Source organism: Lentzea sp. NPDC051838, assembly GCF_040681245.1.
Lineage (GTDB): Bacteria > Actinomycetota > Actinomycetes > Mycobacteriales > Pseudonocardiaceae > Lentzea.
Genome location: NZ_JBFAYI010000001.1, coordinates 741,830 through 766,593 on the forward strand (window position 1 = coordinate 741,830; position 24,764 = coordinate 766,593).

Annotated in this window: 24 protein-coding genes; 17 read left to right on the plus strand and 7 right to left on the minus strand. The window is 67.3% G+C overall.

Going from position 1 to position 24,764, the window contains the following annotated elements; all coding sequences use genetic code 11:
* The first annotated feature begins 68 nt into the window (after positions 1–68).
* The gene (locus tag AB0M24_RS03190) at positions 69–1,514 is read left to right on the plus strand and encodes an NCS1 family nucleobase:cation symporter-1 (protein WP_363760254.1); all 1,446 of its coding nucleotides are present in this window, start codon (positions 69–71) and stop codon (positions 1,512–1,514) included.
* Positions 1,511–2,233, plus strand: coding sequence for an aspartate/glutamate racemase family protein (locus tag AB0M24_RS03195; protein WP_363760257.1), 723 nt, complete (start codon positions 1,511–1,513; stop codon positions 2,231–2,233). Before AB0M24_RS03190 ends, AB0M24_RS03195 begins: the two co-directional genes overlap by 4 nt.
* On the opposite strand, the gene AB0M24_RS03200 is transcribed toward AB0M24_RS03195, so the two are convergent.
* Entirely contained in the window at positions 2,181–2,522 is a 342-nt protein-coding gene (locus tag AB0M24_RS03200) for a substrate-binding domain-containing protein (RefSeq protein WP_363760260.1), read from the minus strand. The genes AB0M24_RS03195 and AB0M24_RS03200 overlap by 53 nt on opposite strands.
* A gap of 22 nt (positions 2,523–2,544) precedes the next feature.
* Positions 2,545–3,672 carry a polysaccharide deacetylase gene (locus AB0M24_RS03205; RefSeq protein ID WP_363760263.1) on the minus strand — a complete coding sequence of 376 codons (1,128 nt, stop codon included), beginning with the start codon at positions 3,670–3,672 and terminating at the stop codon, positions 2,545–2,547.
* Between the two features lie 185 nt (positions 3,673–3,857).
* Here AB0M24_RS03205 and AB0M24_RS03210 point away from each other — a divergent pair, with 185 nt between their 5' ends.
* The 5 genes from AB0M24_RS03210 (at position 3,858) to AB0M24_RS03230 (ending at position 8,031) form a co-directional block, all read left to right on the plus strand.
* Positions 3,858–4,448, plus strand: coding sequence for a DUF4360 domain-containing protein (locus AB0M24_RS03210; RefSeq protein WP_363760266.1), 591 nt, complete (start codon positions 3,858–3,860; stop codon positions 4,446–4,448).
* A gap of 80 nt (positions 4,449–4,528) precedes the next feature.
* Complete coding sequence (locus AB0M24_RS03215; protein WP_363761595.1) at positions 4,529–4,825, plus strand: hypothetical protein; 297 nt, start codon at positions 4,529–4,531, stop codon at positions 4,823–4,825.
* Positions 4,821–5,081 carry a hypothetical protein gene (locus AB0M24_RS03220; protein WP_363761558.1) on the plus strand — a complete coding sequence of 87 codons (261 nt, stop codon included), beginning with the start codon at positions 4,821–4,823 and terminating at the stop codon, positions 5,079–5,081. The genes AB0M24_RS03215 and AB0M24_RS03220 overlap by 5 nt, the downstream gene beginning before the upstream one ends.
* Positions 5,082–5,111: 30 nt before the next feature.
* Entirely contained in the window at positions 5,112–5,387 is a 276-nt protein-coding gene (locus AB0M24_RS03225; RefSeq protein ID WP_363760269.1) for a hypothetical protein, read from the plus strand.
* A 574-nt stretch (positions 5,388–5,961) separates the two neighbouring features.
* On the plus strand, positions 5,962–8,031 hold the full coding sequence (locus tag AB0M24_RS03230; RefSeq protein WP_363760272.1) for an NB-ARC domain-containing protein: 2,070 nt from the start codon (positions 5,962–5,964) through the stop codon (positions 8,029–8,031).
* 228 nt (positions 8,032–8,259) lie between these two features.
* Here AB0M24_RS03230 and AB0M24_RS03235 read toward each other — a convergent pair whose 3' ends face one another.
* Positions 8,260–9,846: a hypothetical protein gene (locus AB0M24_RS03235; RefSeq protein WP_363760275.1), complete on the minus strand. Its 1,587-nt coding sequence runs from the start codon at positions 9,844–9,846 to the stop codon at positions 8,260–8,262.
* 359 nt (positions 9,847–10,205) lie between these two features.
* Between AB0M24_RS03235 and AB0M24_RS03240 the strand changes: the two genes are divergently transcribed.
* Both AB0M24_RS03240 and AB0M24_RS03245 read left to right on the plus strand, forming a co-directional pair.
* Positions 10,206–10,535: a hypothetical protein gene (locus tag AB0M24_RS03240; RefSeq protein ID WP_363760278.1), complete on the plus strand. Its 330-nt coding sequence runs from the start codon at positions 10,206–10,208 to the stop codon at positions 10,533–10,535.
* Positions 10,536–11,045: 510 nt separating this feature from the next.
* Positions 11,046–11,447 (plus strand): MmcQ/YjbR family DNA-binding protein, encoded by a 402-nt coding sequence (locus AB0M24_RS03245; protein ID WP_089962278.1) that lies wholly within the window; start codon positions 11,046–11,048, stop codon positions 11,445–11,447.
* A gap of 527 nt (positions 11,448–11,974) precedes the next feature.
* Here AB0M24_RS03245 and AB0M24_RS03250 read toward each other — a convergent pair.
* The 3 genes from AB0M24_RS03250 to AB0M24_RS03260 form a co-directional block, all read right to left on the minus strand.
* On the minus strand, positions 11,975–15,637 hold the full coding sequence (locus AB0M24_RS03250) for a 5'-nucleotidase C-terminal domain-containing protein (protein WP_363760282.1): 3,663 nt from the start codon (positions 15,635–15,637) through the stop codon (positions 11,975–11,977).
* 85 nt (positions 15,638–15,722) lie between these two features.
* A complete protein-coding gene (locus tag AB0M24_RS03255; RefSeq protein WP_363760285.1) occupies positions 15,723–16,655 on the minus strand; it encodes a M56 family metallopeptidase in 933 nt (310 codons plus the stop codon).
* The gene (locus AB0M24_RS03260) at positions 16,652–17,014 is read right to left on the minus strand and encodes a BlaI/MecI/CopY family transcriptional regulator (RefSeq protein WP_363760288.1); all 363 of its coding nucleotides are present in this window, start codon (positions 17,012–17,014) and stop codon (positions 16,652–16,654) included. Before AB0M24_RS03260 ends, AB0M24_RS03255 begins: the two co-directional genes overlap by 4 nt.
* Positions 17,015–17,150: 136 nt before the next feature.
* Between AB0M24_RS03260 and AB0M24_RS03265 the strand changes: the two genes are divergently transcribed.
* Complete coding sequence (locus AB0M24_RS03265; protein WP_363760291.1) at positions 17,151–18,551, plus strand: DHA2 family efflux MFS transporter permease subunit; 1,401 nt, start codon at positions 17,151–17,153, stop codon at positions 18,549–18,551.
* Positions 18,552–18,571: 20 nt separating this feature from the next.
* Positions 18,572–19,147, plus strand: coding sequence for a TetR/AcrR family transcriptional regulator (locus AB0M24_RS03270; RefSeq protein ID WP_363760294.1), 576 nt, complete (start codon positions 18,572–18,574; stop codon positions 19,145–19,147).
* Here the strand turns inward: AB0M24_RS03270 and AB0M24_RS03275 are convergent.
* A complete protein-coding gene (locus tag AB0M24_RS03275; protein ID WP_363760297.1) occupies positions 19,137–19,616 on the minus strand; it encodes a DUF2269 domain-containing protein in 480 nt (159 codons plus the stop codon). The genes AB0M24_RS03270 and AB0M24_RS03275 overlap by 11 nt on opposite strands.
* Before the next feature lie 180 nt (positions 19,617–19,796).
* Here AB0M24_RS03275 and AB0M24_RS03280 point away from each other — a divergent pair, with 180 nt between their 5' ends.
* The 6 genes from AB0M24_RS03280 to AB0M24_RS03305 all read left to right on the plus strand — a co-directional run bounded on the left by AB0M24_RS03280 (position 19,797) and on the right by AB0M24_RS03305 (position 24,722).
* A complete protein-coding gene (locus AB0M24_RS03280; RefSeq protein ID WP_363760300.1) occupies positions 19,797–20,387 on the plus strand; it encodes a TetR/AcrR family transcriptional regulator in 591 nt (196 codons plus the stop codon).
* A gap of 120 nt (positions 20,388–20,507) precedes the next feature.
* Positions 20,508–20,678, plus strand: a complete 171-nt coding sequence (locus AB0M24_RS03285; RefSeq protein WP_363760303.1) for a DUF2933 domain-containing protein — start codon at positions 20,508–20,510, stop codon at positions 20,676–20,678.
* On the plus strand, positions 20,675–22,945 hold the full coding sequence (locus tag AB0M24_RS03290; protein ID WP_363760306.1) for a heavy metal translocating P-type ATPase: 2,271 nt from the start codon (positions 20,675–20,677) through the stop codon (positions 22,943–22,945). Before AB0M24_RS03285 ends, AB0M24_RS03290 begins: the two co-directional genes overlap by 4 nt.
* Positions 22,946–23,007: 62 nt before the next feature.
* The gene (locus AB0M24_RS03295) at positions 23,008–23,379 is read left to right on the plus strand and encodes a hypothetical protein (RefSeq protein ID WP_363760309.1); all 372 of its coding nucleotides are present in this window, start codon (positions 23,008–23,010) and stop codon (positions 23,377–23,379) included.
* Between the two features lie 84 nt (positions 23,380–23,463).
* Positions 23,464–24,489, plus strand: a complete 1,026-nt coding sequence (locus AB0M24_RS03300; protein ID WP_363760312.1) for a sulfite exporter TauE/SafE family protein — start codon at positions 23,464–23,466, stop codon at positions 24,487–24,489.
* A 14-nt stretch (positions 24,490–24,503) separates the two neighbouring features.
* Entirely contained in the window at positions 24,504–24,722 is a 219-nt protein-coding gene (locus tag AB0M24_RS03305) for a heavy metal-associated domain-containing protein (RefSeq protein ID WP_363760315.1), read from the plus strand.
* Positions 24,723–24,764: the final 42 nt, after the last annotated feature.

A 24,764-nucleotide genomic window follows, 5' to 3' on the forward strand; every position in this document is an offset into this window, starting at 1 on the left:
CGTCATGAGGGCGTAACACGGCGGGACCAGGCTGCTCGCACCACAGCCGAGGTCACGAGGAGTCGGTGATGACCGATACAGTCTCCCGCACCGAGATCAGCACCGCGCCCCAGTACGACCCGCGCCTTACGAACGAGGATCTGGCGCCGCTGAAGAAGCAGACCTGGGGCTCCTACAACATCTTCGCGTTCTGGATGTCCGATGTGCACAGTGTCGGCGGATACGTCACCGCGGGCAGTCTGTTCATGCTCGGCCTGTCCAGCTGGCAGGTGCTGCTGGCGCTGCTGGTCGGCATCGGGATCGTGAACGTCTTCTGCAACCTCGTCGCGAAACCGAGCCAGGTCACAGGTGTGCCGTACCCGGTGATCTGCCGCGCGTCGTTCGGCGTGCTGGGCGCGAACGTCCCGGCGATCATCCGCGGACTCATCGCGGTGGCCTGGTACGGCATCCAGACCTACCTGGCGTCCGCGGCGCTGAACGTGGTGCTGCTCAAGCTCTTCCCGGCGCTCATGCCCTATGCGGACGTGCAGCAGTACGGGTTCCTCGGGCTTCCGTTGCTCGGCTGGGGCTCGTTCGCACTGCTGTGGCTAGTGCAGGCGGCGGTGTTCTGGACCGGCATGGAGACCATCCGGCGGTTCATCGACTTCTGCGGCCCCGCCGTGTACGTGGTGATGTTCCTGCTCACCGGCTATCTGATCTACCGCGCCGGCTGGAGCGCGATCGACCTGAGCCTCGGCGAGGTCCGCCACACCGGCCTCGCCTCGATTCCCGTGATGCTCGGCGCGATCGCCCTCGTGGTGTCGTACTTCTCCGGCCCGATGCTGAACTTCGGAGACTTCTCCCGCTACGGCCGCTCGTTCGCCGCGGTCAAGCGCGGCAACCTGCTCGGCCTGCCGGTGAACTTCCTCGTGTTCTCGGTGCTGGTCGTCGTGACCACGTCGCTGACCCTGCCGGTGTTCGGCGAGCTCATCACCGACCCGGTGGCGACGGTCGCGCGCGTCGACAGCACGTTCGCCATCGTGCTGGGAGCGTTGACGTTCAGCGTCGCGACGATCGGGATCAACATCGTGGCGAACTTCATCTCGCCCGCGTTCGACTTCTCCAACGTGAGCCCGCAGCGGATCAGCTGGCGCGCGGGCGGCATGATCGCGGCCATCGGGTCGGTGCTCATCACGCCGTGGAACCTGTACAACAGCCCGGAGGTCATCCACTACACGCTGGAGGTGCTCGGCGCCTTCATCGGCCCGTTGTTCGGCGTGCTCATCGCCGACTACTACCTGGTGCGCAAGCAGAAGGTGGTGGTGGACGACCTGTTCACCATGTCCCAGGACGGGAGCTACCACTACCGCAAGGGCTACAACCCGAAGGCGATCGCCGCGACGGCGGCCGGCGCGGTCATCGCGGTGGTCCCGGTCCTGGTGCCCGCGCTTTCCGGTGCCGCGCAGTACACCTGGTTCATCGGCATGGCCGTGGGCCTGGCGGTGCACACCCTCGCGTCCCGGCCCGCCCGATGATCATCAAGGTCGTCAACCCCAACACCAGCGCGGACATGACCGCGCTGGTGGAAAGGTCGGCCAAGGCCGTCGCCGCACCGGGAACGACGATTCACGCGCTGAGCCCGGCGATGGGGCCCGAGTCGATCGAGAGCCACTACGACGAGGCGCTGAGCGTGCCGGGGTTGCTGACGGAGATCGCCTCGGGCGAACAGTCCGGTGTGGACGGCTACGTCGTGGCGTGCTTCGGCGACCCCGGGCTCGACGCCGCGCGGGAGCTGGCTCGCGGCCCTGTTGTCGGCATCGCCGAAGCGGCCATGCGCACCGCCGCCTACCTGGGGCGGGGTTTCACCGTCGTGACGACCCTGGCTCGCACGCGCGGCCGTGCGTGGGAACTCGCCGACCGCTACGGGATGCGCGGGCTGTGCCGGGGCGTGCACGCATGCGAAGTACCCGTACTGGAGCTCGATTCCGATACCCTCGATCTCGTCACGACCGCCTGCGCCCGCGCCGTCGAGGTGGACGATGCGGACGTCGTGGTGCTCGGCTGCGCGGGCATGACCGACTGGGCGACATCGATCGCTGCGGCGATCGGTGTGCCCGTGGTCGACGGCCTTCAGTCCGCCGTCCTCACGGTGCAGGCGTTGGTGGAGATGGGGCTGCGCACCGGCAAGCGAGGCGAGTTCGCTACCCCGCCGCCGAAGCGGTACGCGGGGTTGTTGCGCGATTTCGGGTCCTGATCACCGCGGTGGGGGAGCGGTGGTGTTGCGCACGACCAACGTCGGCGACAGCTTGACCTGAGCCGACGACGTGCTCAGGTCGGCCATCCGGTCCATGCGTGCGCATGGCCTGCCGGTAGCCCTCCGCCCGCACCGCGTTGGGCATCTGCGCGAGGCGGGCCGGGTCGGTCTCGAGGTGTTCTATGTGGGCGATGCGCCGGTGCCCGAGCTCGGCGAGATGCCCGACGACGAGCGCGGCGCACGCTGTGTCGTCGTCGACGACCACGACGCCCATCGCGTCGAGCGGCAACTGCGCGAGCTCCCGTCGGTGATCAGTTCACGGGTACGGGGAGTTGCCGGAACTGCTGGAGGATCGCTGGATCCTGCAGCGCCATCCACTGGATGACCTCGCCATAGGTCGCGCAGACGGTCTCGGCCTGTGCGCACACCTCACCGAGGTACTGCTCCATCGCGTTCGAGAACGCCGACCCGGACCAGTCGTTGAAGTGGTTGCCGATGACCAGCGGCGCACGGTTGCTGTTCAGCGCCGTCTGGTAAACCGACCGATAGGTGTCGACGACGATCTGGGTGAACTCGGCTGCCCGCGCGGGTTCCTCCTTGGCGCCGTTGAGCACGTACCAGAAGTTGTAGTCCATCATCACGACCCGCCTGCCCAGCGCGGGCACCCGCACCTCGGGCATCGGGAACTCCCACAGTCCATCTTGGATGGACGGCCACTGCACGCCGAGGCTCACGTGGCTGGTGTCGTAGACCAGGCCGCGCGAGGCCATCGCGGGGAACGCCTGCTGCCAGTCGCCTTCGAGACAAGGCGTGCGACCACCGCGGATCGCCTCCGCCGGAAGCTTCAGCCCGGCGGCCCGAGCCTTGTCGAGGATCGCTTTGAACGCGTCGAGCTCCGCCTTCCACTGCTCGGTGTTCCAGCGGCCGACACTGGGTTCGTCGCCCGCGCAGTAGTGGCCGTTGTAGTGCGTGCCGATCTCATGCCCGGCTTCGATCGCCGTGTTCAGGTACTGGATGCGCTCCGCGACGTCCTGCCTGCTGCCGCCGAAACCGATCGACGAGCGTCCCGGCGCGTGCCCTGGTCCGGTGTAGGTCGCCCTGTCCTCGTCGGGGACGAGGTACACGCCGGAAAGCAGACCGGTGACATGCGCGTTGTTCTTCCGCGCCAGTGGAAGCACGCGGTCCCAATGCTTCTTGGACGACGCGCCGTCGAACGAGAAGAGAACGAACTGCGGAGGCTTCTCGCCCGCGGCGAGCTTGCGCATCCAGGCCGGCTGCTTCGGTGGCGCGGGCTCCGTCGAGGAGGGGCCGCTCGACTGAAAGGAGGGTGGAGGTTGCGCGGACGACGTCGCCGCCGAATCGGCCACCTTCTGCTTGGCGCCGAAATCCATGACCAGCAGCAGCACGAGGGTCAGCGCGAGCGCCACCCCCGTGGTCAACCGTCCCCACCACCACTTCACACTAAAGAGACTCGCGATCACCCGATCGGGTTGCATTGACACGCTGGTTCGGCGATCACCAAACAATCGCTTCGCACGATCAACGGGTACGCGCGTTGCCGGTACCCGTGGCGCTGCCGGGCGATACGCTGGAGCCACCGCCGCGTGACGCAGAAGGGCGTGTCATGCACCTACTGGTGGTTTCGGCGCTCGCGCTCGCCACACTCGTCACACCGCAAGGTGATCCGCCTCCCCCCGGACGTGTCACGATCGACATCGTGACCGTCGCCGGCACGGGATGCCGCGCCGGATCCTCCAGCGTGTCGGTCCAGCCGGACAACTCCCGATTCACCCTCGACCACGGCGAGGTCATCGGCTGGGTCGGCGGCGCCGCGAAACCGGCAGACGCCCGGAAGATCTGCCGGGCCCAGCTCCGCATCACCCCACCGCAGGGCTACACCTACGCACTCGCGCCCACCACGTACCGAGGCTGGGTGCACCTCGAACCGGGCGCGACGGCGACGGTCCGGTTCACGCACACGTTCCAGGGCGAGATGCCGCACGAGAGCACCCACCATTTCAGCGGGCCGGACGACGACTACTGGGAACGTGCCGACCCCGAAGGGCCGGGGCTGCCGTGCGGGCAGGCGAAGCTGGTGACCATCGTGACCGACGTACGGGTCAGTCTCGGCAGCGCGGACCCGAAGAGAAACAGCTATCTCGCCACCGACGCGTTCTCGACCGAACATCGCTTCACCTGGACGCGCTGCCCTTGACCCGTCCGTCCCTTGTGGACAGCGCATCGCCCGGCCTCCCGATGGTCTCCACTCGTCAACGGCAAGGCGCGCGTTCGACGTTGAGCGCGCACTGGAAACGCCACAGACAGAAGCCGCGCGCCGAAGCGGGCGCTCGTGTTACCGGCCCTGATCTGAATGGCGACGGCCAGGGCGGCGGTGTGGTGGTGCAGGGCGTCCACGCCGGCCTCGCCGAGGCCGTTCTGCGCGCTGGCCACGCCTGTTCGCTCGCCCAGTTCGCGGAAGAGGGCGAGGGCATGGTGGAGCGCGCGCAAGTCGGAGCGGTCCGGGCGTGCGCTGACGCATGGCTACCTGTTCCTTGGTCGCATCCGGTGCGACATCTGTGGGCGGAAGATTGAGGGCAGACCGCGGAAGAAGGCGATGTATTACCAGTGTCCCGCGCGCACATTGGCTCCGGGATCTCCAGTGCTCGCGTCACATCCTGGCGCGGTCTATTTGAGAGAGGACGCTCTTCAGGACGCGGTGAACGGTTGGTTGGGGCATGTCTTTGATCGGAAGAACCGCGATCGACCCGTTGCCGCGTTGATGGATCCGCAGGAGCCGGTGATCCAGATCGGTCGCGATGCTGCGAAGAAGCGGCTCTCTGAGGCGTAAGCGAAGCTGACCAGGTTCCAGAACGCCATCATGGCCGGTGTGGACCCTGCGGCACTGGTCGAGGCGATCAGCGAGGCACAAGCCGAGAGGCTCGCGTCACGAGCAACACTGGACAACGTCCCAGCACCGGTGAAGGTGGACGTCGCCGAGATCTACGCGGCGATCGACTCGATTGGAGATGTCAGCGCGGCGCTGCCAGGCCACGCACCGACGAGACTGGAAGAGCAGTATGAGGCGATAGACCTGTACGTCCGCTACAAGCAAAACCCCCACGAGCCTGATGTTTCCATCAACCCCGTGGGGTGAATAACGTGGTGTCCGAGGACGAAGTCGCACACTATTCACCCACGTAGCCCTGCCTGGCCCTAAGTAGTTCTGCCTGGCCCGTTCGGCACACGAGGCCCGTCCCTATGGGACGGGCCTCAGACCTAGTGTTTGTGGGTCGCTAGCTGCAGACCTATGCGCGGCAGGACGAGGGGACACCTTGAGCCGCATGTGTCCTATCGTCGAAGATTGCGTCTCGGAGACGGGTCTTGTGAGTCCCACGTCGCCGGGACGGCCGCCTCTCTCCATGAAGGCCACGACCTTGCCTGCCGATGACCGAAGACAGGTCGACAGCGTGGGTGACCGGCTGCCACCGCGTCGACCAGCCGAGGATCTCGACACTGCGGTTGATTCTTCAGCCGAGTACCGCCTTGACGGCGGCGGAGTTGGATTGCGGTGCAGCACGACGCTGGCGACGTGAACGTCGGCGGTCCTCACGTAGCTCACGTAGCCACGCTGCCGAACTTCCAGCGGTCGTGTGCGGTGAGCAGCCCCATCGGCTGTGCCAATATCGTTTGGACGACTTCCAAGGTTGACCGTCCGGGGGAATGGGCCGATGGCAGCAGAGCAGGCTAGTTCACCTGAGCCGGCTGCTGCTTGCCAGACCAGCAATCTGATAGGCGCGCCGGTGGCGGCCGCGGTCCAGGCAGGGCACGTCGGCACGATGAACGTCGGTATGCCGCCGGAACCGACCCGCGCAGTGCCTCGGCAACTGCCCGCGCCGCCGACAAGGCTCGTGAATAGGGACAGCGTGCTGGCCGAGCTGACACGGCTGACAGGAGTGGACGACACCGAGCACCGTCCCGCGGTGGTCGTGCTGAGCGGTATCAGCGGTGTCGGTAAGACGGCGGCTGCGGTCACGTGGGCGCATAGCAACAAGGTCAGGTTCGTGGACGGGCAGCTCTATGCCGACCTGGCGGACTACCGCACGAGCGGCCCGGTCGAAGTGAGCGACGTGCTCGGCAGCTTCCTACTGGCGTTCGGCGTGCTGGCGCCGCCGCCGCGGCTGCCGGAGCGGGTTGCGTTGTTCCGGACGATGACGGCTGACGCGCGGGTGCTGGTGGTGCTGGACGATGTCGATGACGTTGCCCAGGTGCGATTGTGCATGCCCGCGTCGTCGCGCAGTGCAGTGATTGCCACGAGCCGCGCCAGGTTGAGCGGGCTGGTCGTGCATGGTGCGGCCACCATTGACGTCGAACCGTTCGGTGTCGCCGAGAGCGTGGCGCTGCTGCGCGACCTCTCGATAGCCGTTCGAAGCGCGGCTGAGGACGAGTTACAGGCGCTGGCAGGCCTGTGTGACGGGCTGCCAGTCGCACTTGTTGTCGTGGGCGCGTTGCTGCACAAGCCGAGACATTGGCCGCCGTCGCGGTTGGTCGACTACCTCTCTGACGAGGGACGACGGTTGCGAAGGCTTGGACTGCCGGGCGCGCACCCGTTGCAGGCCCTGTTCGACGCGGTCGCGTCGCAGCTGACGCACACGGGCAGGCGGCTGTACCGGGTGGCCGGACTGCATCCGGGACCGGACTTCGAGCCACACGTCGTGGCCGCCGCGACTGGCATGCCGGTCGACGACGTCGAGGAAGGCATCGAGGAACTGTGCGAGGCCAACCTGGTGCGCGCCATCACGTCTGGTCGGTACCGAATGCACGGCCTGATCAAGCTCCATGCCCGAAACACGATCCAGCACGACGACGTGCGTCCCGCTGAGGTGTTGGTGAATATCGTCGGGTGGTATCGCGTCACGGCAGGTGCTGCGGACCTGGCAGTAATGGGAGAGAAGCGGTGGAGGCTCGCGCCATCGGATCCCGCGAGCGCCACGTTGTCGTTCGATGCGGCAACGGCGATGCAGTGGTTCGAGACCGAGCGGGCGAACCTGCTTGCGGCCGTGCAGACAGCCGCGCACCAGCGCTGGGACGACCTCGTCTGGCAGCTGTGCGAGTCGTTGTGGGCGTCCTACCACAGCAAGAAGCACTATGCGGACTCTGTCGCGGCACATGAACTCGCGGTCGCGGCTTCGCGGCGATGCGGCAACGGGGTCGCCGAAGCGAGGATGCTGAACCAACTCGCTCGTGCGCAGATCGAACTCGGCGAGTTCCAGGCCGCAGAGACTAATCTTGGTATGGCCAAGCGGGCGGCCGAGACGTGCGGTGACTTCCGAGCCGAGGCAGCCGTGTTGGAGTCGTTGGGGGTGCTGCACCGCACTCGAGAAGATCTCGCCGTGAGTGTCACCTGTTTTCGGGCGTCGCTGGAGCTGAACGAGCGGATCGGCGACGACCGCGGCACAGGCCTGCAGTGCTATCACCTAGGTGACGCGCTGCTGCGCGTCGGTGACCCGGTCGCCGCGACCGAATTGCTGTTGCGCGCTGTGCATGTGCTCGGTGCGATGGACGACGTGCTCGCCACCGCACGCGCGGAAATCGTGCTGGGAGCGGCACATGCGGCGAACGGTCTAGATGAGCAGGCCCAAGGCGTGCTGCTGTCGGCGGCGAGCACAATGCGGGCGCGAGGGCAGCACAACAAGGAGGCCGAGGCACTCAGGACGTTGGCCGAGGTGGCGCGCAAGCGTGGTGAATCGGATCTGTTGGAAGAAACGCTGGCACGCCTGGCCGAACTCAGCGGTCCCTAGCTTGAGTTTAACCTGTTCGGCGTGGGTCGTGGATTGCCCGACTTTGGTTCTCTTGCAGCACTCGGGTTTTGGCTTTTGTTTTGGTGTCGATGTGCACATCGTGCCCCGGTGCACGTCAGTGGTTGGACAGTCCGACGGGCCGTCATGGGCCGTGTTGTTGGGAGTTTTGGGATACTGGCGGGCGGCGAGTCGTGGGCATAGGTGCCGATAACCACGACGGACTTGTGCTTAGCCAGCTGCCGCGCCGAGCCTGCGTAGGGTGAGCTGAGTCGTCGAACCGTGCCGACACAGTTCGAGCGAGAGTTCGTCGCCCAGCACGCCACCGGTAGCGAGCCACGAATAGAGCGCGGCCGCAGACCCGAGTACGTCCTGGCTGCGCAGCACCTCCCCGCTGCGCAGCACGACCAAGCAGTGATCATCGGTGGCGACAGCAACCACGGTGGCGCCGCTGCACTCGGCGAGCGTGGTGCGGGCCCACTTGAGGGCGTGGTCTTTTGGCAGCGGTGTGGAGCGGATGACGATCTCCGCGCTGGCGCGCAGGCGATGGTCCGTTTCCTCGTCGTCCGCCACGAGGAAGTACTCCTCGACATCGGTGGCGCGGCGGAACTGCTCGAGCACAGCGGGGAATCGTTCCAACTGGAGTCGGCCGTCGCGTAGCGACGAGGTGACATGGCAGGCGGTGACGTCGTTGCCGCGCAACGGTATGGGCGCGTTGAGTGGAAGCATGCGCGGGGCGGAGGCAGGTGGTTCGAGCGCCATCAGGTTGTAGAGCACGCGTCGCAGGACCGACCACGACTCCCCCTTTCGCCCAAGCGCCTGAGCCGTGATTGCGCGGAAGTAACCGGGATCGTGGGTGACGAAGCACGACTCGATCTGGGCACGCAGGTCGCCGAGCGGGTCGATGGGGTCCGCGCCGCGCATGAACGCGGCCGTGGTGGACTCCTCGGCTAGATCCCGTAGGCCGTTGCCCGCCTTGAGGAACGGATGTCCGAGCGCCGCCCCATAGAAGCTGACCGACCCGTGGTCGCCGACGACAGCGTCTGCGGCGATCAATGTGGCCTGCCAGCTGTCGTGCGGCTGGATCAGCATCAGGCCGCTGTCGAGGCAGTCGCGGAACCACCCGAGGATGGTGTTGACACCATGGTGCGCCCACACGTTCGGGTGTAACACGAGGGCCACGCGGAACTCGTCCATCGGCAACTGCGCGACTAGGCGCTCTACAAGCCGTTCCGGCTGGCCGAGTAGTGAGTTCACGTCCCAAGTGGAGCTGATAACGACGAGACGCTGGTCGGCGGTGACACCGAGGTGCCTGCGGTAACTGTCCCTGCGAGTCCGGCTCGCAACCAGCCGGTCCCAAGTCGGGTCACCGATCACGACAGCGTGGTTGACGGCCGGCGGGCAGGAACTTCGCAGCTGATCAATCTGCCGCTCGTGTGACAGGCCGATCACGGTGGGGAAGACTTCGCCGTGGCTAGTCAGCTCTTGCCTGGACAGTCCAACGGGGACAGTGTCGCTTGCCGTTCGCGATGGCAGTACCCGGTTGTACCCGGCTCCGTGAGGCATCACGATCAGTGGTCCGTCGAGCTCGGCGAGCGAGGCGTTCGTGTGTGCGGCGAGCACCAGGTCGAACTTCGTATTTGACGCCTCGGCCCAGCTGATCAACGGGATGTTGCGGGCGGTGAGGTGTGCACGCAGTCCAGCGGTGAAGCGCGACCCCTCGTCGAGGGTATATCGGAGCATGACTCGGCGGTCGGCGTCGATCAATGGCAGCACGTCCTGGAGCCGGACCAACGAGGTGAGGGTGCGGATGACCACAAGTGCAGTCCGCTCGGCCAAAACGGTCGCGCCTAGGCTGGCCAAATCCCGTCGCACACGACCTCCGATCGGGGCATTGCCACCGCGACGATGTTAACCGGTCAGCGGTACCTGTCGAACCCCACGGGTCGTGTGCGTTGAGGAGCGTCACGCCGTCGTTGTGGCAGCCGGACCGACGGCGTCGGCAGCTGGCGAGCCTTCATGTTGCACCAGAGCTTGAGGACTCCCAAAGGAGATGGTGGCCCGGTGCTCTGGACTGAGTGAGCGAAGTCTGATGTCTGATGAGCGTTCGCCGTAGCACTGGCTTGTTGGTCGGGCTCCAGGAGTTGTAACGACAGGAGTCCGATGCAGAAGCGAAGTTGCGTCGATTCCAGGACGCCATCGCGGCAGGGATCGACCCGTCCGCGCTCGTCGAGGCAATGAACGAGGCGCAGGAGAAGCGCGCGGCGGCTCAAGCCGAGCTGAGCGGGGTCCCGAAACGCGTCGGAAGAAGTGCCGCAGAGATCCGCGCGATGATTGATTGGCTCGGCGACGTGAAGAAGGTAATCAGGCATGCAAACCCCGACGACCTGCAAAGACTCTATGAGGCGCTGAACGTAGAAATCGTCTACAACGCAACGGGCCGGATACTCGATGCGAGCATCCGGCCCGTTGGTAGGGATAAAGCCAATGTCCGTGGGGGGACTTGACCCCCCACGTGTAGCAAGCGTGCGCAGTTCGTGTGTTCATGCGCCATTGGATAGCTCAAACTCAGTATAGAGGGCCAGTTGGCACTGTTCAATCTTTCGGGCTGATCTGTATCGACTGGAGCAAGAAAGTTTCGCGGCGACCTCTTCGACCGCCCGCTTATCTGGAATCAGGCCCATCTGCGCTAGGCGCTGGGTGAGTACGAGCGGTCCTACAGCGAGCACCGAGCCAGCCGATTGCTCGCCGACGCGGCATCCCTGCGGGGCCGGCCTCAGCCTGGCGAACCCGCTCAGATCGAACGCCTCGCCATCGACAGACAGGACCGTCTCGGCGGAGTCATCCACGAGTATCACCACGCCGCTTGACCTGCACGGACGTAGTTTCGGCACGCACAGGGCCACGGCGAGGTGGCCGCGGATGGCGGGGTCGAAGGAGCCCGGGAACACGGCGCGCACGCCCACCGAGGCCAGTGACGGCAACGGTTTCCGAGCCACCGGCTAGCGTTGCCGACCATGACCGACCGCGCCGACGTGCCACCCGAGGTGCTGGCCGCCCTGCGCGGCATCTGCGCCGGCCTGCCCGAGAGTTACGAGGAACCGGCCTGGGTCGGCACGAGATGGCGCATCCGGCAACGCACTGTCCTGCATGTCTTCACCGCACATCCCGGCAGTACCGGCGCGTTCAGCCGTGCCGCCGAACTGACCGAGCCCGCGGTGGTCATGACGTTCCGGGCCCAGGCCGAGGAGTTCGATTCGCTGGTCGGTGCCGGCCACCCGTTCTTCCGCGCCGCTTGGGGAACCCAGGTCGTCGGGATGATCATCGAACCTGACGCCGACTGGACCGAGATCAAGGAGCTGCTGACCGAGAGCTACCGCGAGCTCGCCCCGGCGAAGCTTGCGCGCCTCCTCCCGTGAGCAGCGGTCGAAGTCTTCCAGCTGCCAGGCACACCGTCGCCGCCGCAGCACCCTTACGAGCCCGACTTCAACCCCTTGAGACTGAACGAATCGAACGCCTAGCGGCACTCAGCGGGACCGTCTCGGTGGAGACCTTCATGAGTATCGGCATGCCGCTTGACCTGTGCGGACGTGCTTTTCGGCATGCACATCGCGACGACGTTTCGCTGGCTGGGTGATTTGCAGAACGTGCTGTCGGCGGCATGAGCGGATGTTCGTTGTTCTGCGATTGATCGAGCGGTGGGAGCGGGCATTTCACGGTGATCAGTTCCGCGACGTCGTATCAGCGCTCAATGCACTGGGTATCGACGGGTGGCTACCAGAAGCGGGTGGCCCGGTGGAACTCGGTAGTCCGGTGCATGAAGTCGACGGCGGAGAGCAGTTCGTGAGCGCGGGCATGACGACTCGCACCTGCAGCGACTTCGCGAGATGTTCTGTGTGAGTCGGCTGGTGTCGCTGTGGGCAGGCGCTGACGTCCCGACGTCGGATCACGGCACCACCACCGGGCACGCGGTAACACCGCTCGTCGTGCAGGTGATCCGGCCGACGATTGCCGGGCTGGCCGGCGAGTTGGCGGCGAGGTGGTCGGCGAGCACCTGGTCCATGATCTCCCTGGTGGTCGTGCGGCTGGCGAAGTTCGGGTAGCCGTCGCCGCCGTTGGCCATGAAGTCGTTCTCCGCCAACGAGTATGTTGCCGCGGCGGTCAGGTCCACAGGAGCGCCCGTGCACGAACCGTCGGCTGCCTGTCGCACGGCTGACGTCACTCGCGATCCTGCGGGCCCCGAGATGTCGTAGGTGAAACAGAGCCCGGACACCTCCGGGAAGCGGCCGTTCACGGCTGGCATCTGCGAGACACCGTTCTCCAGCATGGTCTTGAGCTCCGCGCCGTTGATGGTCAGCGTCGTCACGACGTTGCCGAACGGCAGCACGCCGAGCACCTGGCCGCGCGTGATGAGGTACGGCGGCGGGGTGAAGGCCGGGCAGAAGTCGTTCGGGTTGTCGGTTGTCGGGCAGGTCAGGTCGGCGCGCAGGCCGCCGGAGTTGGTGATGGCGAAATCTGTGCCGTACTTCAACCGCATGCCGTCGGTGACGGTGTTGCCCACCAACGATTCGCATGTGCGGCCCTGGGCGTTGCCGCACGCGTCGGCGCGCGGGATGACACGGGTGGAGCTGCCGATCACCGTGCTGAGGACCGGCGCCAGCTGGGCGTTGAGGTCGTTGATGCGGCCCTGGATCACGGGGTCCGCGGTGATGCCGATGTCCCACGGCTTGTGGAAGTCCGCGGTCTTGTAGACGACCTTCTTGGCGCTGGTGTCGACGACCAGGCGCACGCGGGTGAAACGGATACCCTTGCTGCGGTTCTCCGTCACCAGCACGCCGTTGGAGCGCGTCGCGACGACCTGGAAGTCCGTGTGGTCGCCGAGAACAGCGTCCACGTTGGACAGGTTGTCAGCCAGGTTGACCACTGGGCCGGTAGGCGCGGTAATGGTGCCTGCCGTGGCGCCGAGGTGGCCGAGTGCGACGATCGCGTTGACACCACGGGACTTCAGCCGTGCGGCTTCCGCGTTCACGGCGGTCGTCGAGTTGCTCAGCTGGAACGGGGCGATCGCGCCAGGTGCGGTGAGCTCCAGCAGATCATCGTTGGAGAAGCCGACGATACCGAGCTTCACGCCGCCGAAGGCGTCCACCACGGCTGACGGTGCCCACTCGGGCGGGGTCCTGCCCGTGGAGTCGGCGATGTTGGCGGACAGGAACTTGTACTGCGCCAACGGAATGAGGGTTTGGCGCAGGTAGGCCTGGCCCTTGTCGAAGTTGTGGTTGCCGAGCGCGTCGAACGTGAAGCCCATGGCGTTCATCAGCTCGATGGTCGGTTTGTCGCCGAAGAACGCGGAGATCGGCGGGGTGGCGCCCACGGAGTCACCACCGGCGACGGTGATCGAGCCGTTGGTGGCCTCCGCGCGGTACACGTCGAACCACGGCTTCAGGAACGCCGAACCGCCGATGCCGAACACCGGGTCGGTGCCTCCGGGGACGGTGTCGGCGGCTTCGGCCAGCGGCACCAGCTGGCCGTGGTAGTCGCTGATGTTCAACAGGGTCAGCTCTTTGACCGAGCCGGGCTGGGGGAACAGCGAGTACAGGATGCGGCCGCGCGCGTTCTGCGGGCCGGGCACGCCGAGCAGCAGCGCCATGGTCGGCGCCAGGTCGATCGCCCGGACGCCGGCGAGCGGGTTCTGCTTGCGGATGCCGGGACCGGAGGCGATGAAGACCGCGTGCATGTTCACGCAGAACTGGCTGTGCGCGATCAGCTGGCCGGGGGTCGCGGCGTCGAACTGGTACGGCGGCCGGGTCACCACGACCACGTCGCCGGAGCGCGACGGGTGCAGTGAGTCGGAGCCGTCGACGTTGCGCAGCTCCTCCTTCTTCATCACCTTCAGCACGACCTGCTTGCCGTTGTGCGTCAGGCCGCTGAAGGCGTTGATGATCTGGGTGCGCACGGCCTCGTAGTCGGCTGCGGGCACCGTGCCGCCCGGATCGCGGCTGGCGAGCGAGATGTAGATCTGCGCGGTGCCGCCGGCGTAGCAGGCCTTCGCCTTGGTCGTGCCACTCGCCGCGGCCCGGCAGTTGCCGGACTGCTCGGCGCCCTGCAGGCCGGCGTCGGCGAGCACCTTGCCCGCGTTGAGCGCGTACCACTGCGGCGCGAACCCGTGGTCGCTGGCCGCCATCGTCGTCGGGTTGCCGCCCATCAACGTGCGCGTGCGCCCGAGCTTGGCGTCCGCCTCGTGGTAGGCCGCGCGGAGGTAGCCCTCGCGGATCGCGAGGCGGTTGTCCTTCACGCCGTCGCCGTTGAGGTCGTCGAAGTACGGGTTCGCCGCGCCGTCCATGTCAGTGGGAACGGTGAGCCCGAGGAACTGGTGCGAGAACTCGTCGGTCACCGGGTAGCCGACCTGCGCGAGCTGGGTGTCGGGCTGCAGCGTGCCGAGGACGTACTCGAGCACCGCGTCGCCGTATGCCTTCTCCAGGTTGAGGCCCTGCTGGACGTAGGTGTCCTCGTCGATGATCCGGGCTTCCAACGGTGCGAAGTCCGCGGCCACCGCGGTCGGCATGTTCTCGGCGAGGTACTTCTCCAGCCGGTCCTCCCCGGCGCCACCTGCGGGCAGGGCGTTGCACGCCGCCGTTGAGCACGTGGCGATCAGGCGTTCGACCGAGGTGAAGTAGAGCTTGAACGACGACAGGTCGGGCGCGAGGCCGATGAGCTTCGTGTAGAAGCCCGCGGCCTGCCCGGCGCGGGCACCGATGAGTCCGTCCGGTCCCCGCAGCTTGATCTCCTTGAAGTCGCCCTGTGCCAGCGTCACGGCCTGCGAGGCGTTCTTGCCCGCGCTCGTCGGCGTCAGCAGCACTCGGTCGTACGCCGGGGTCCCGTTGGTGTTCGAGTCGAACACGTAGATGTCGTAGGTGCGGGTGGGGTTCTGCGCTGCGAACGTCGTCGCGATGGTCAGGGTGGTCTGTTTCGGCGGCGCGACGGGGTCACCGGTGGGCACGTTCGTCCAGCTGTCGGCGGGGCTGAACGCCGCGACCTGGTACGAGACCCCGAACGTCGCCGCGCCCGCCTGCTCGTCGGGCACGACTGGCGAAGTCAGCACACCGCGGGTGGAGAAGAAGGTGGCGAAGTCCACTGTCGGGCCCGCGATCTTGGCGGGCGCACCGCCCACCCAGTCGATCTGCGCGACCTTCTTGCCCGCGCGTTCGGCGCTGGCGGCCAGGGTGTCCGCCTGGAGCACTCCGGCGCCCGAGAACGACGTGCGGTTGTTGAAGTTCGGTTCACCGGTCCGGTGGAAGGTGTTGTTCGTCGACCCGTGCTCGGCGGGGTAAGCGCCGGTCGCCAGGGTGTACCAGCCCACGCCGGTGTTCGGTGGGAACGCCTGGACCATGCCGTTCACGCCTTTGACGCCGTCGGTCATCAGCTTCGCGTACGTGGGCATGGCACCCGCGGCCGCGTACTTGTCGACCAGGTCGGGCCGCATGCCGTCCGAGGCGAAGAACACCGCCCTCGCGGCAGCTCCTGCAACGGGTGCTGCAGCGGCGTTGACGGTGGGGGATACGGCCGCGAGCGAAACGACGGCGGTCAGGGCGAACAAACGGGTGCGGCGCATGGCGGATCCTCCAGGTGCCTGCCCCGACCCGCCCAAAGCTTAGGTCCGTCCGCGTGTCCTTCCTACGGCCGAATGACCCTGTTGGTCACTTCGGCGAGCAGGTCAGCAGCATCAGAGCGATCAGCGCCGTGGACGCGGTGACGACGGGCAGCGCCATGGCGGCTGCACCGGCGATGCCGCAGGAGAACAGTCTGCGAGTGCGGTTCGGCATCCGGCGGCGTCGCTGCAGGCGGTCCAACCGCGTCCCCAGCGCGTCCTTGCTCATCGCGAGCGCCGAACTCGGGAGGCTGTGAGACGACACCCGCATCAGCGCGGCTCGGACCGTCTCCACGCCGTGCGTGCGCGCTGCGGCCAGGTCGGCGGCCATCTCGACGAGTTGACGGATCGCTGTCGCCGCTCGCTTGAACAACGGGAGGATCGGCAGCGTGGCCGCCACGGCGTCCGCGGCGGCAACCAGCAGGTGATGGCGGCCGTCGAGGTGTGCCCGCTCGTGATCGAGGACGGCGCCGACCTCACTGGGGGTCAGGTGGCGGTGCAGCCCTTCCGTGGCGACGACGACGCCAGGCTTGCCGGCGAGGCTGAACGCCAACGGGCGGTCGTGGTCGAGCCACATCGTCGGGTGCGAGCCCGCCTCGCGACGGCCGGCGAGACGCAGGACCGAGAGGTGTTCCTCGCGGGCGCGGGCGCGTTGCCGGGCACTGCGCACGCCGACGATCGCCAGGCGGACGAGGAGCGCCGTCAACAGCGCACCACCGGTCAGGCCGCTGATGACCTCGATCGTCGGAGTGGTGCCGTGCCGCACCGAGTCCCAGCAGTGGTGCAGAGAATCGAGGACGCCGAGGCCGTGCTCGGGCAACACGAGCAGTACCGCGGCGACTGTCGAGGTTGCCACGACCGCGATGACAGCGCTGATCCACGCGACGAGGGCGACCACGGGGTCGTTGAGCCGCCACAGCACGCGCGGCGCCAGCCAGCCCACCAAGGCGGACCCGAGCAGCAGCGCCAGCGCGACCGTCATCGTCCAGAGGCCTTCTTGCGCAGGGCTCGGCGCAGCACCGCCGACTCTTCCTCGGTGGCGGACTGTGCGAAGTGGAGCAACGCGGCCTCCGGGTCTCCGGAGGCGATGAGCACGTCCCGCACGGCCTTCGCGGCGGCTTCGGCGCGGCTGATCGTGGGCTGGTACCGGTAGGCGTTGCCCTCGAACTCGCGCGTCACCCAGTCCTTGCGGTGCAGGTTGTCCAGCACGGTGAGCACGGTGGTGTAGGCGAGCTTCTTGCCGGTGTCCAGCCGCTCCAGCACCTGGCGCACCTTGAGCGGCCCTCCGTCGTGCCACAGCACGTCCATCACCGCGGCTTCCAGCTCACCTAGTCCGTGCATCCTCACGCCCTTCCAGCTGAACGAGAAGTATGCCTGTCGGCGCGGACGGCGCCATAAACCGAACACTGTTGTTCGACTTATGGTCAGGCCTGGCGTAGCTTAAGTTGAACATTGGTGTTCGACTTAAGGAGGGGGCATGAGCCAGACGGCCGTGCGGACGAACTGGTGGGTACTGGTACTGCTGTGCCTCGCCCAATTCATGGTGATCTTGGATGTGACGGTTGTGAACGTCGCGTTGCCGGTGATCGCGACGGAGCTCGACCTGGATCGTGCTGAGCTGACGTGGGTGGTCACGGCCTACACGCTGTGCTTTGGCGGGCTGATGCTGCTCGGCGGCAGGCTGGCCGACGCCGTCAGCAGACGAGGTGTGTTCCTGACCGGGCTGGCCGTGTTCACGCTCGCCTCGCTGGCCTCGGGGCTTGCGGACAACGCGACAACGCTGGTGGCGGCACGGGCTGTCCAGGGCATCGGGGCGGCGTTGTTGTCCCCGGCGGCGATGTCGATCGTCACCACGACCTTCCACGGGCCGGAGCGGAATCGAGCTCTCGGTGTGTGGGCGGCCATCGCCGGAGCTGGTGCCGCGGTCGGAGTCTTGCTCGGCGGCGTGTTCACGGCAGGACCCGGCTGGGAGTGGGTCTTCTTCATCAACGTGCCGGTCGGCGTCTTCGTGGCCGTGCTGCTGCCACGGCTGGTGCCGTCCGGCCGAAGTGGACAGTCGCGGGGAAAGGCCGACGTTCCGGGAGCGTTGACAGCGGTCGCTGCCGTCGGCGCGTTGATCTACGCGCTGGTGCGAGCGGGTGAGACCGGATGGGGTGGTGGGAGTACGCCGTACGTCCTGGTTGCGGGCCTCATCCTGCTCGGGTTGTTCGTGCTTATGGAGCGCACGGTCGCCGAGCCGCTTGTCCGGCTGGAACTGCTGACCCGGCGGCCGATCGTGGCGGGCAACCTGGTCATGCTGGCCGCGTCCGGCCTGCTGCTGGCGAACTTCTTCCTCAACTCCCAGTACCTGCAGCACGTCCTGCGCCTCGACGCGCTCGAGACCGGCCTGATCTTCCTGCCGGTTGCGCTGGTGATCGGCCTCGGCACCCACATCGGGGTTCGCGTCGTGAGCCGGTTCGGCGGACGACCTGCTGTCGCGGTCGGCTTCGGTCTCGCAGCGGTCGGCGCGGTTCTCCTGGCGCAGGTGCCCGCCTCCGGAAACGCGGTGCTGGCGGTCCTGCCCGGCTTCCTGATCTCCGGACTGGGCCTTGGCGCCACGTTCGTCACGGCGACGACCACGGCGATGGCTCACGCCGGACCGCACGACGCTGGAACGACGTCCGGGCTGATCAACACCGGACACGAGCTGGGCGCCACGCTCGGCATCGCGTTCGTGTCGACGGTCGCTGCGATGAACGTGCGAGGCGGCCAGGTCGGCGGCTTTGGCGCCGCTTTCACCGCCACCGCCATCGTGGCGGCTGTAGCGTCGGTCGGAGGGACGCTGCTCGTTCCGGCGGGCCGCCCGCCCGCGACCGACGGTCCGGTGTTCGCGCACTGATCGGCCGTAGGCTTTCGGTCGTGGCCACCACGGAGACCCGGCGCCGCGCCGACGCCGAACGCAACATCGCCGCCATTCTCGACGCCGCCCTGGTGGCCTTCACCGAGGAGCCGCAGTCGAGCATGGTGGCGATCGCGCGCGCCGCCGGCGTCGGCCGGGTCACGCTCTACGCCCATTTCCCGTCCCGCGAGGTGCTGCTGGAAGCGGTGCTGGATCGGACGATCGCGGAGGCCGGCGAGGTCATCAAGAAGGCGGAGCCGGAGGAAGGATCCGCCATCGAGGCGCTCCAGCGGCTCCTGCGGACGTCGTGGCACGTGCTCGACCAGCACCGCAAGCTGTTCGACCTGGCACAGCGCGAACTCGGCTCCGTCCAGCTGCGGCAACGGCACCGCCAGGTCGTTGACCATGTCGAGGGACTGCTCACACGCGGGCAGGAGGAGGGCGTGATCCGGTCCGACCTACCGATGAACTGGCTCGTCACCACCGTCTACAGCCTGCTGCACGCGGCCGCCGAGGACGTGAACGCCGGACAGCTGAAGGCGGAGGACGCAGCCGACGTGCTGGAGGCGACCCTGCTGCCCGCCCTCAAATCCTGAGGCCGGTCACGCCTCGCGGCTTGTACACCGCGAGCACCATCGCCACGGCGAGCACCACGAGTGCGCCGGCGGCGTGCAGCACGAACGTCGGCGTCCGCAGCAGGGTCAGATCTGCGGCAGGATCCGCGGCTACCGCGGCGAAGCGGTCGACTGTGCGCGTGTAGATGAGCAGCACTGCGGTGGCGAAGATGTTCAGCATCAGCTTGAAGATCACCCAGTAGTGCCGCAGCAGGCCCCACGCCGAGCCGAGCGACGAGATCAGCCCGGTCAGGAGCGAGGCCACGGCGAACGGCAGGACGACGTACCAGACAACCGGCTTTGCGGTCAGGTTCACTGCTCGCACGACGTGATCGTCCTGAGTGGTCACGCCGATGATCGCCATCGCGAGAAACGTGAGCACGGCGCCGAACCAGCCCACCGACGACGCGATGTGCGCGGTCAGGGCGAGCTTGCGCAGTCGTGGCGTCATTGGTGCATGCCCGGTCCGTGCTCGATGGGGAGCGCGAGCACGATGAGGACCAGCAGGATCAGCACGGCCAGGACGATCCCCATGGCCTTCACCCAGCGCGGTGTGTCTGCCATGCCCGGCAGTTTACGAGACATAGTGTATTTATCAAGACACTGTGTCTCGATCCCGTAGGATGTGGTTGTGCCGAAGCTGTGGAACGACACGATCGAGACCCACCGCCGCGAGGTGCGGCACGCGATCCTGGCCAAAACCGCGGCATTGGTGAGTGAGCACGGCCTCCGCAACGTGACGATGTCCCAGATCGCTGAGCAGGCCGGCATCGGCCGCGCGACGCTCTACAAGTACTTCCCGGACGTCGAGGCGATCCTGCACGCGTGGCATGGCGAGCAGATCGCGCATCACCTCGCACACCTCACCGCTGTCCGCGATCGCGCGAGCGGACCTCTGCAACGCCTGGAAGCCGTACTCGAAGCGTTCGCTGCCATCTCGCACAGTTCACGCGGCCACTTCGGCACCGACCTCGTCGCATCTCTCCATCGCGACGGACAAGTCGCCCACGCGCAGGACCAGGTTCGCGACATGGTCCGCGACCTGCTGGTCGACGCGGCCGAGACGGGCGAGATCAGGAGCGACGTGGCGCCTGCCGAGCTCGCGACGTACTGCGTCCACGCACTAGCCGCAGCCGGAACATTGCCGTCGAAGGCCGCGATCGGACGGCTCGTTGCTGTCACTTTCGACGGATTGCGGCCGACTTCCTCCTACGTGGGGTAGTAAGGACCTGTGCCGGGTCCGGCCGGGACCTTCGGGCATCGTTCGTCGAGACGTGCTGCTCTGATAATCGCCGGCGCGGGCGGCGAGGCTCGAAGACGTCCAGGTGGAGAGGAGGACGGCATGAAGCGTCAGCACCTCGCGTGGTGCGCGGTCGCGCTGGCGATCCTGTTTGCCGTTCTTGGGCTCGTGGGCGTTCCGGTGCAGACGATGTTGTTCGGTTTGCTGGTCGTGGCCTGCCCTCTGATGATGATGTTCATGATGGGTGGGCACGGAGGTGGGAGGCCTCGATGAACACCGTGGTGCTGGACGTCAGCGGACTGCACTGGGCGTCCGAGCAGAACGTCGTCAACGCCAAGCTCGGCAGACAACCCGGTGTGCACCACGTCGACGTCAACCCGACCGCGCAAACCGCGACCGTGCAGTTCGACTCGGCCGTGACGTCGGTGGCAGACCTGCGCCAATGGGTCGTCGACTGCGGCTACCACTGCGCCGGCCAGTCCGTACCGCACCACATCTGCGACCCGACCGCGGAACCCGGTGCCGAGCACTCGCCGCACGAGATGATGGGCCACGGCGGGCACGCCGGGATGTCAATGGCGGCGATGGTGGCCGACATGCGCAACCGGTTCCTGGTGGCGTTGCTGTTCTCCATCCCGATCGTGCTGTGGTCGCCGATCGGCACCGAGGTGTTCGGCCTGCACTTGCCCACACCGTTCGGGATGCGCGCGGACGTGTGGTCGATGCTGCTCAGCCTGCCGGTCATCTTCTACTCGTGCTGGATCTTCTTCGACGGCGCGTGGCGTGCCTTGCGGGCGAGAACCCTCGACATGATGGTGCTCGTCGCCGTCGCGGTCGGAGCGGGCTGGATCTACTCCGTGGTGATCACGCTGACCGGCGGGGGAGAAGTCTTTTACGAGGCTGCAACGGTTCTTGCGGCGTTCGTCCTGTTGGGACACTGGTTCGAGATGCGCGCCCGCGGCGGCGCCAACGACGCGATCCGGGCGCTGCTGAACCTCGCGCCGCCCAAGGCGGTGGTCATCAGGGACGGCGAGCCGGTCGAGGTGCCGACTGCCGAGGTGGTCGTCGGTGATCTGCTTCTGGTCCGGCCGGGCGCGAAGATCGCGGTGGACGGCGTCGTCGAGGAAGGCGAGTCCGAGGTCGACGAGTCCATGGTCACCGGCGAGAGCCTGCCGGTGCACAAGGCACCCGGATCAGCCGTCGTCGGCGCCACGATCAACGCGAACGGCACGCTGCGGGTCCGCGCGACCAAGATCGGCGCCGACACCGCGCTCGCCCAGATCGTCAAGCTCGTGCAGGAGGCGCAGAACTCCAAGGCGCCAGGTCAGCGGCTCGCGGACCGGGCGGCGTTCTGGCTGGTCCTGGTCGCGTTGGTCGGCGGCGCGCTGACGCTCGGCGTCTGGCTGTTGTCGGGTGCGTCGTTCGCCACCGCGATGCTGTTCGCCATCACGGTCGTCGTGATCACCTGCCCGGACGCGCTCGGCCTCGCCACTCCGACCGCGATCATGGTCGGCACCGGGCTGGGCGCGAAACGCGGCGTGCTGTTCAAGAACGCGATGGCGCTGGAGACCTCCGCGCGCATCAACGTCGTGGTGATGGACAAGACCGGCACCCTCACCAAGGGCGAGCCCGAGGTCACCGACGTCATCGCCGACGGCTTCGGCCAGTCGGAGCTGCTGCGGCTGGTCGCGGCCGTCGAACGCGAGTCCGAACACCCGCTGGCCGAGGCGATCGTTCGTCGGGCCGGTGACCTGGACGGTGCGCGTGCCGAGCGGTTCGAGAACGTGCCAGGGCACGGTGCCGTCGCCCACGTGGGCGGACGGCGGGTGGTGGTCGGGAACCAGCGGCTGCTGGAGCGGGAGGGCATCGACCTCGGATCACTGTCTGCACGCCGGGACGAGCTCGCCGCCACCGGTCGAACCGCTGTGCTGGCCGCGGTCGACGGCGTGGCTGCCGGAGTGATCGGTATCGCCGACGCACCACGCGAGACGTCAGTGGCCGCTGTCGAGGCGCTCCACGACCTCGGCGTGGAGGTCGTGATGCTGACCGGCGACAACCAGGCCACCGCCGAACGCATCGCCGCGCAGCTCGGGATCGACACCGTCATCGCCGAGGTGCTGCCCGGCGACAAGGCCACGAAGGTGGCCGAGCTCCAGCGCTCCGGCCTCAAGGTCGCGATGGTGGGCGACGGAGTCAACGACGCCCCCGCGCTCGCTCAAGCCGACCTCGGCATCGCGATCGGGGCCGGTACCGACGTGGCGATCGAGACCGCCGACGTGGTGCTGATGCGCTCCGATCCGCTCGACGTCCCGACCGCATTGCGCATCGGACGCGGGACGCTGCGCAAGATGCGGCAGAACCTCGGCTGGGCCATCGGCTACAACACCATCGCCCTGCCGATCGCCGCCGGTGTGTTCGAGCCCGCCTTCGGGCTGATGCTGCGCCCGGAGATCGCCGCACTCTCGATGTCCGGTTCGAGCGTCATCGTCGCGGTGAACGCACTCGCCCTCAAGGGCCTGCGCCTGCCTCCGCAGAACTAACTACTGCTGCGGGTAGTAGGTCCTGACAAGAGCCTGACATCCGGCTCCGTAGGATGCCCGCCATGACGAGCATCGGCGCGCGAGCCGGGCGGGGACACCTCGCCCGGCTCGTCGTCGTTGCCGTGCTCGCCGGGCTGGCGGTCATCGTGGGCGTGCAGTGCACCGACGGCATGAACATCGCGATGCCTATGTCGCACAGCACGACGATGGCGATGCCGATGGCCGACCACGAACCCAGCCCGGACACAGGTACAGGTGAGTCGCTCACCATGTGCCTGGTCCTCATGGTTGCGGTTGCGGCGGCGGCATTCGTCCTCACACTGCCAGCTGTGCGGACATCCGTCGTGGCGCATTCGCCCGGCTCAGCGGCGAGGTCCGAGAGCACGCAGGCGCGTGCTCCGAGCCTGGCCAGGCTCTGCCTGCTGCGGATTTAGGGGAGAGGTCTGTCCGCGTCGCGGTCGTCGCGGCTGCTGGACCTGCGGATTTTCGTCCCTCTTCCCTTCTCGCAGGAGTTGTTCGTGAACCTCGTTCCTGTCCTTGCCACTGGTCTGTTCGCTGGTGGTGTGTCGTGTGCCGCGGTGCAGGGTGGCCTGCTCACCGGCTTGATCACGCGCCAGCGCGCCGCCGCGGGTGACACGGCCCAGCGCGACTGGCGGGGCCAGCTCGGCGATGACCTGGCGCCCGTCGGTGGGTTTCTCGCCGGCAAGCTCGTCTCCCACACCCTGCTCGGCGCGTTGCTCGGAGCGCTCGGCAGTGCCGTCGACATCTCGGTCGGCGTCCGCACCTGGCTGCAGATCGGCGCGGGCGTCCTGGTCGTGGTGTTCGGCCTGGCACAGCTCGGTGTGCCGGGTTTCCGCCGGATCGTGATCGAGCCGCCGATCTCGTGGATGAAGGTCGTCCGCAGCCAGGCGCGCTCGCAGTCGGCGCTGGCCCCGGCGGTGCTGGGGTTCGTCACGATCCTGATCCCGTGCGGCGTCACGCTGTCGGTCGAGGCGCTCGCGCTCACGTCCGGCTCGGCACTCATGGGGGCCGCCACCATGGCGGTGTTCGTGCTCGGCACCGCGCCGCTGTTCGCGATCCTCGGATACGCCGCCCGCAAGGCCGCCACGGCTTGGAAAGGGCGACTCGGCGTGGTGACCGGCATCGTCGTCGTCGCGATGGGGCTGTACACGCTCAACGGTGGCCTGGAGCTGGCCGGCGCGCCCTTCTCCGCCAGCCGCATCGCCGAGGCGGCTTCGATCGATGAAACCCCTGCTGACACCTCGGCGGTGAGCGTCGTGGACGGGAAGCAGACGGTCGTGATCACCGCTCGCACCGGGGCCTACAGCCCCGACAACGTGGAGGCGAAGTCCGGCTTGCCGACCACGTTGGTCGTGAAGTCGGACCAGGCACAGGGGTGCATTCGGTCCTTTGTGGTCCGTGATGTGCAGAAAGTCCTGCCGGCCACCGGCGAGACCCGCATCGAACTCGGTGTGCTGCAACCAGGGCGGTTGGACTACGCCTGTGGCATGGGCATGTACACCGGCGTCATCAACGTCGTCTGAGAGAGGAGTCCACAGTGGCCACGACGCACGTGTTCGAAGTCAGCGGGATGCATTGCGGCAGCTGCGCGTTGCTCATCGACGACGCACTCGAGGATCTGCCCGGTGTGCTCAGCACCCAGACCACGGTGAAGCAAGGACGCGCCACCGTCGAGCTGGACGCGAGCCAGAGCACTCCGGATGACGTCGTCCGGACGATCGAGGAGCTGGGCTACAAGGCTTCGCTGATGTCCTGATCGCCGCTGGTGTGGTGGGCATTGCACCGCCCACCACACCAG

Bases quoted from the DNA above. Each gene is read 5' to 3' on its own strand.
- AB0M24_RS03190 (WP_363760254.1), top strand. From the start codon at position 69: ATGACCGATACAGTCTCCCGCACCGAGATCAGCACCGCGCCCCAGTAC.
- AB0M24_RS03195 (WP_363760257.1), top strand. From the start codon at position 1,511: ATGATCATCAAGGTCGTCAACCCCAACACCAGCGCGGACATGACCGCG.
- AB0M24_RS03210 (WP_363760266.1), top strand. From the start codon at position 3,858: ATGCACCTACTGGTGGTTTCGGCGCTCGCGCTCGCCACACTCGTCACA.
- AB0M24_RS03225 (WP_363760269.1), top strand. From the start codon at position 5,112: ATGGCCGGTGTGGACCCTGCGGCACTGGTCGAGGCGATCAGCGAGGCA.
- AB0M24_RS03230 (WP_363760272.1), top strand. From the start codon at position 5,962: ATGGCAGCAGAGCAGGCTAGTTCACCTGAGCCGGCTGCTGCTTGCCAG.
- AB0M24_RS03245 (WP_089962278.1), top strand. From the start codon at position 11,046: ATGACCGACCGCGCCGACGTGCCACCCGAGGTGCTGGCCGCCCTGCGC.
- AB0M24_RS03250 (WP_363760282.1), bottom strand. From the start codon at position 15,637: ATGCGCCGCACCCGTTTGTTCGCCCTGACCGCCGTCGTTTCGCTCGCG.
- AB0M24_RS03255 (WP_363760285.1), bottom strand. From the start codon at position 16,655: ATGACGGTCGCGCTGGCGCTGCTGCTCGGGTCCGCCTTGGTGGGCTGG.
- AB0M24_RS03260 (WP_363760288.1), bottom strand. From the start codon at position 17,014: ATGCACGGACTAGGTGAGCTGGAAGCCGCGGTGATGGACGTGCTGTGG.
- AB0M24_RS03265 (WP_363760291.1), top strand. From the start codon at position 17,151: ATGAGCCAGACGGCCGTGCGGACGAACTGGTGGGTACTGGTACTGCTG.
- AB0M24_RS03275 (WP_363760297.1), bottom strand. From the start codon at position 19,616: ATGACGCCACGACTGCGCAAGCTCGCCCTGACCGCGCACATCGCGTCG.
- AB0M24_RS03285 (WP_363760303.1), top strand. From the start codon at position 20,508: ATGAAGCGTCAGCACCTCGCGTGGTGCGCGGTCGCGCTGGCGATCCTG.
- AB0M24_RS03290 (WP_363760306.1), top strand. From the start codon at position 20,675: ATGAACACCGTGGTGCTGGACGTCAGCGGACTGCACTGGGCGTCCGAG.
- AB0M24_RS03295 (WP_363760309.1), top strand. From the start codon at position 23,008: ATGACGAGCATCGGCGCGCGAGCCGGGCGGGGACACCTCGCCCGGCTC.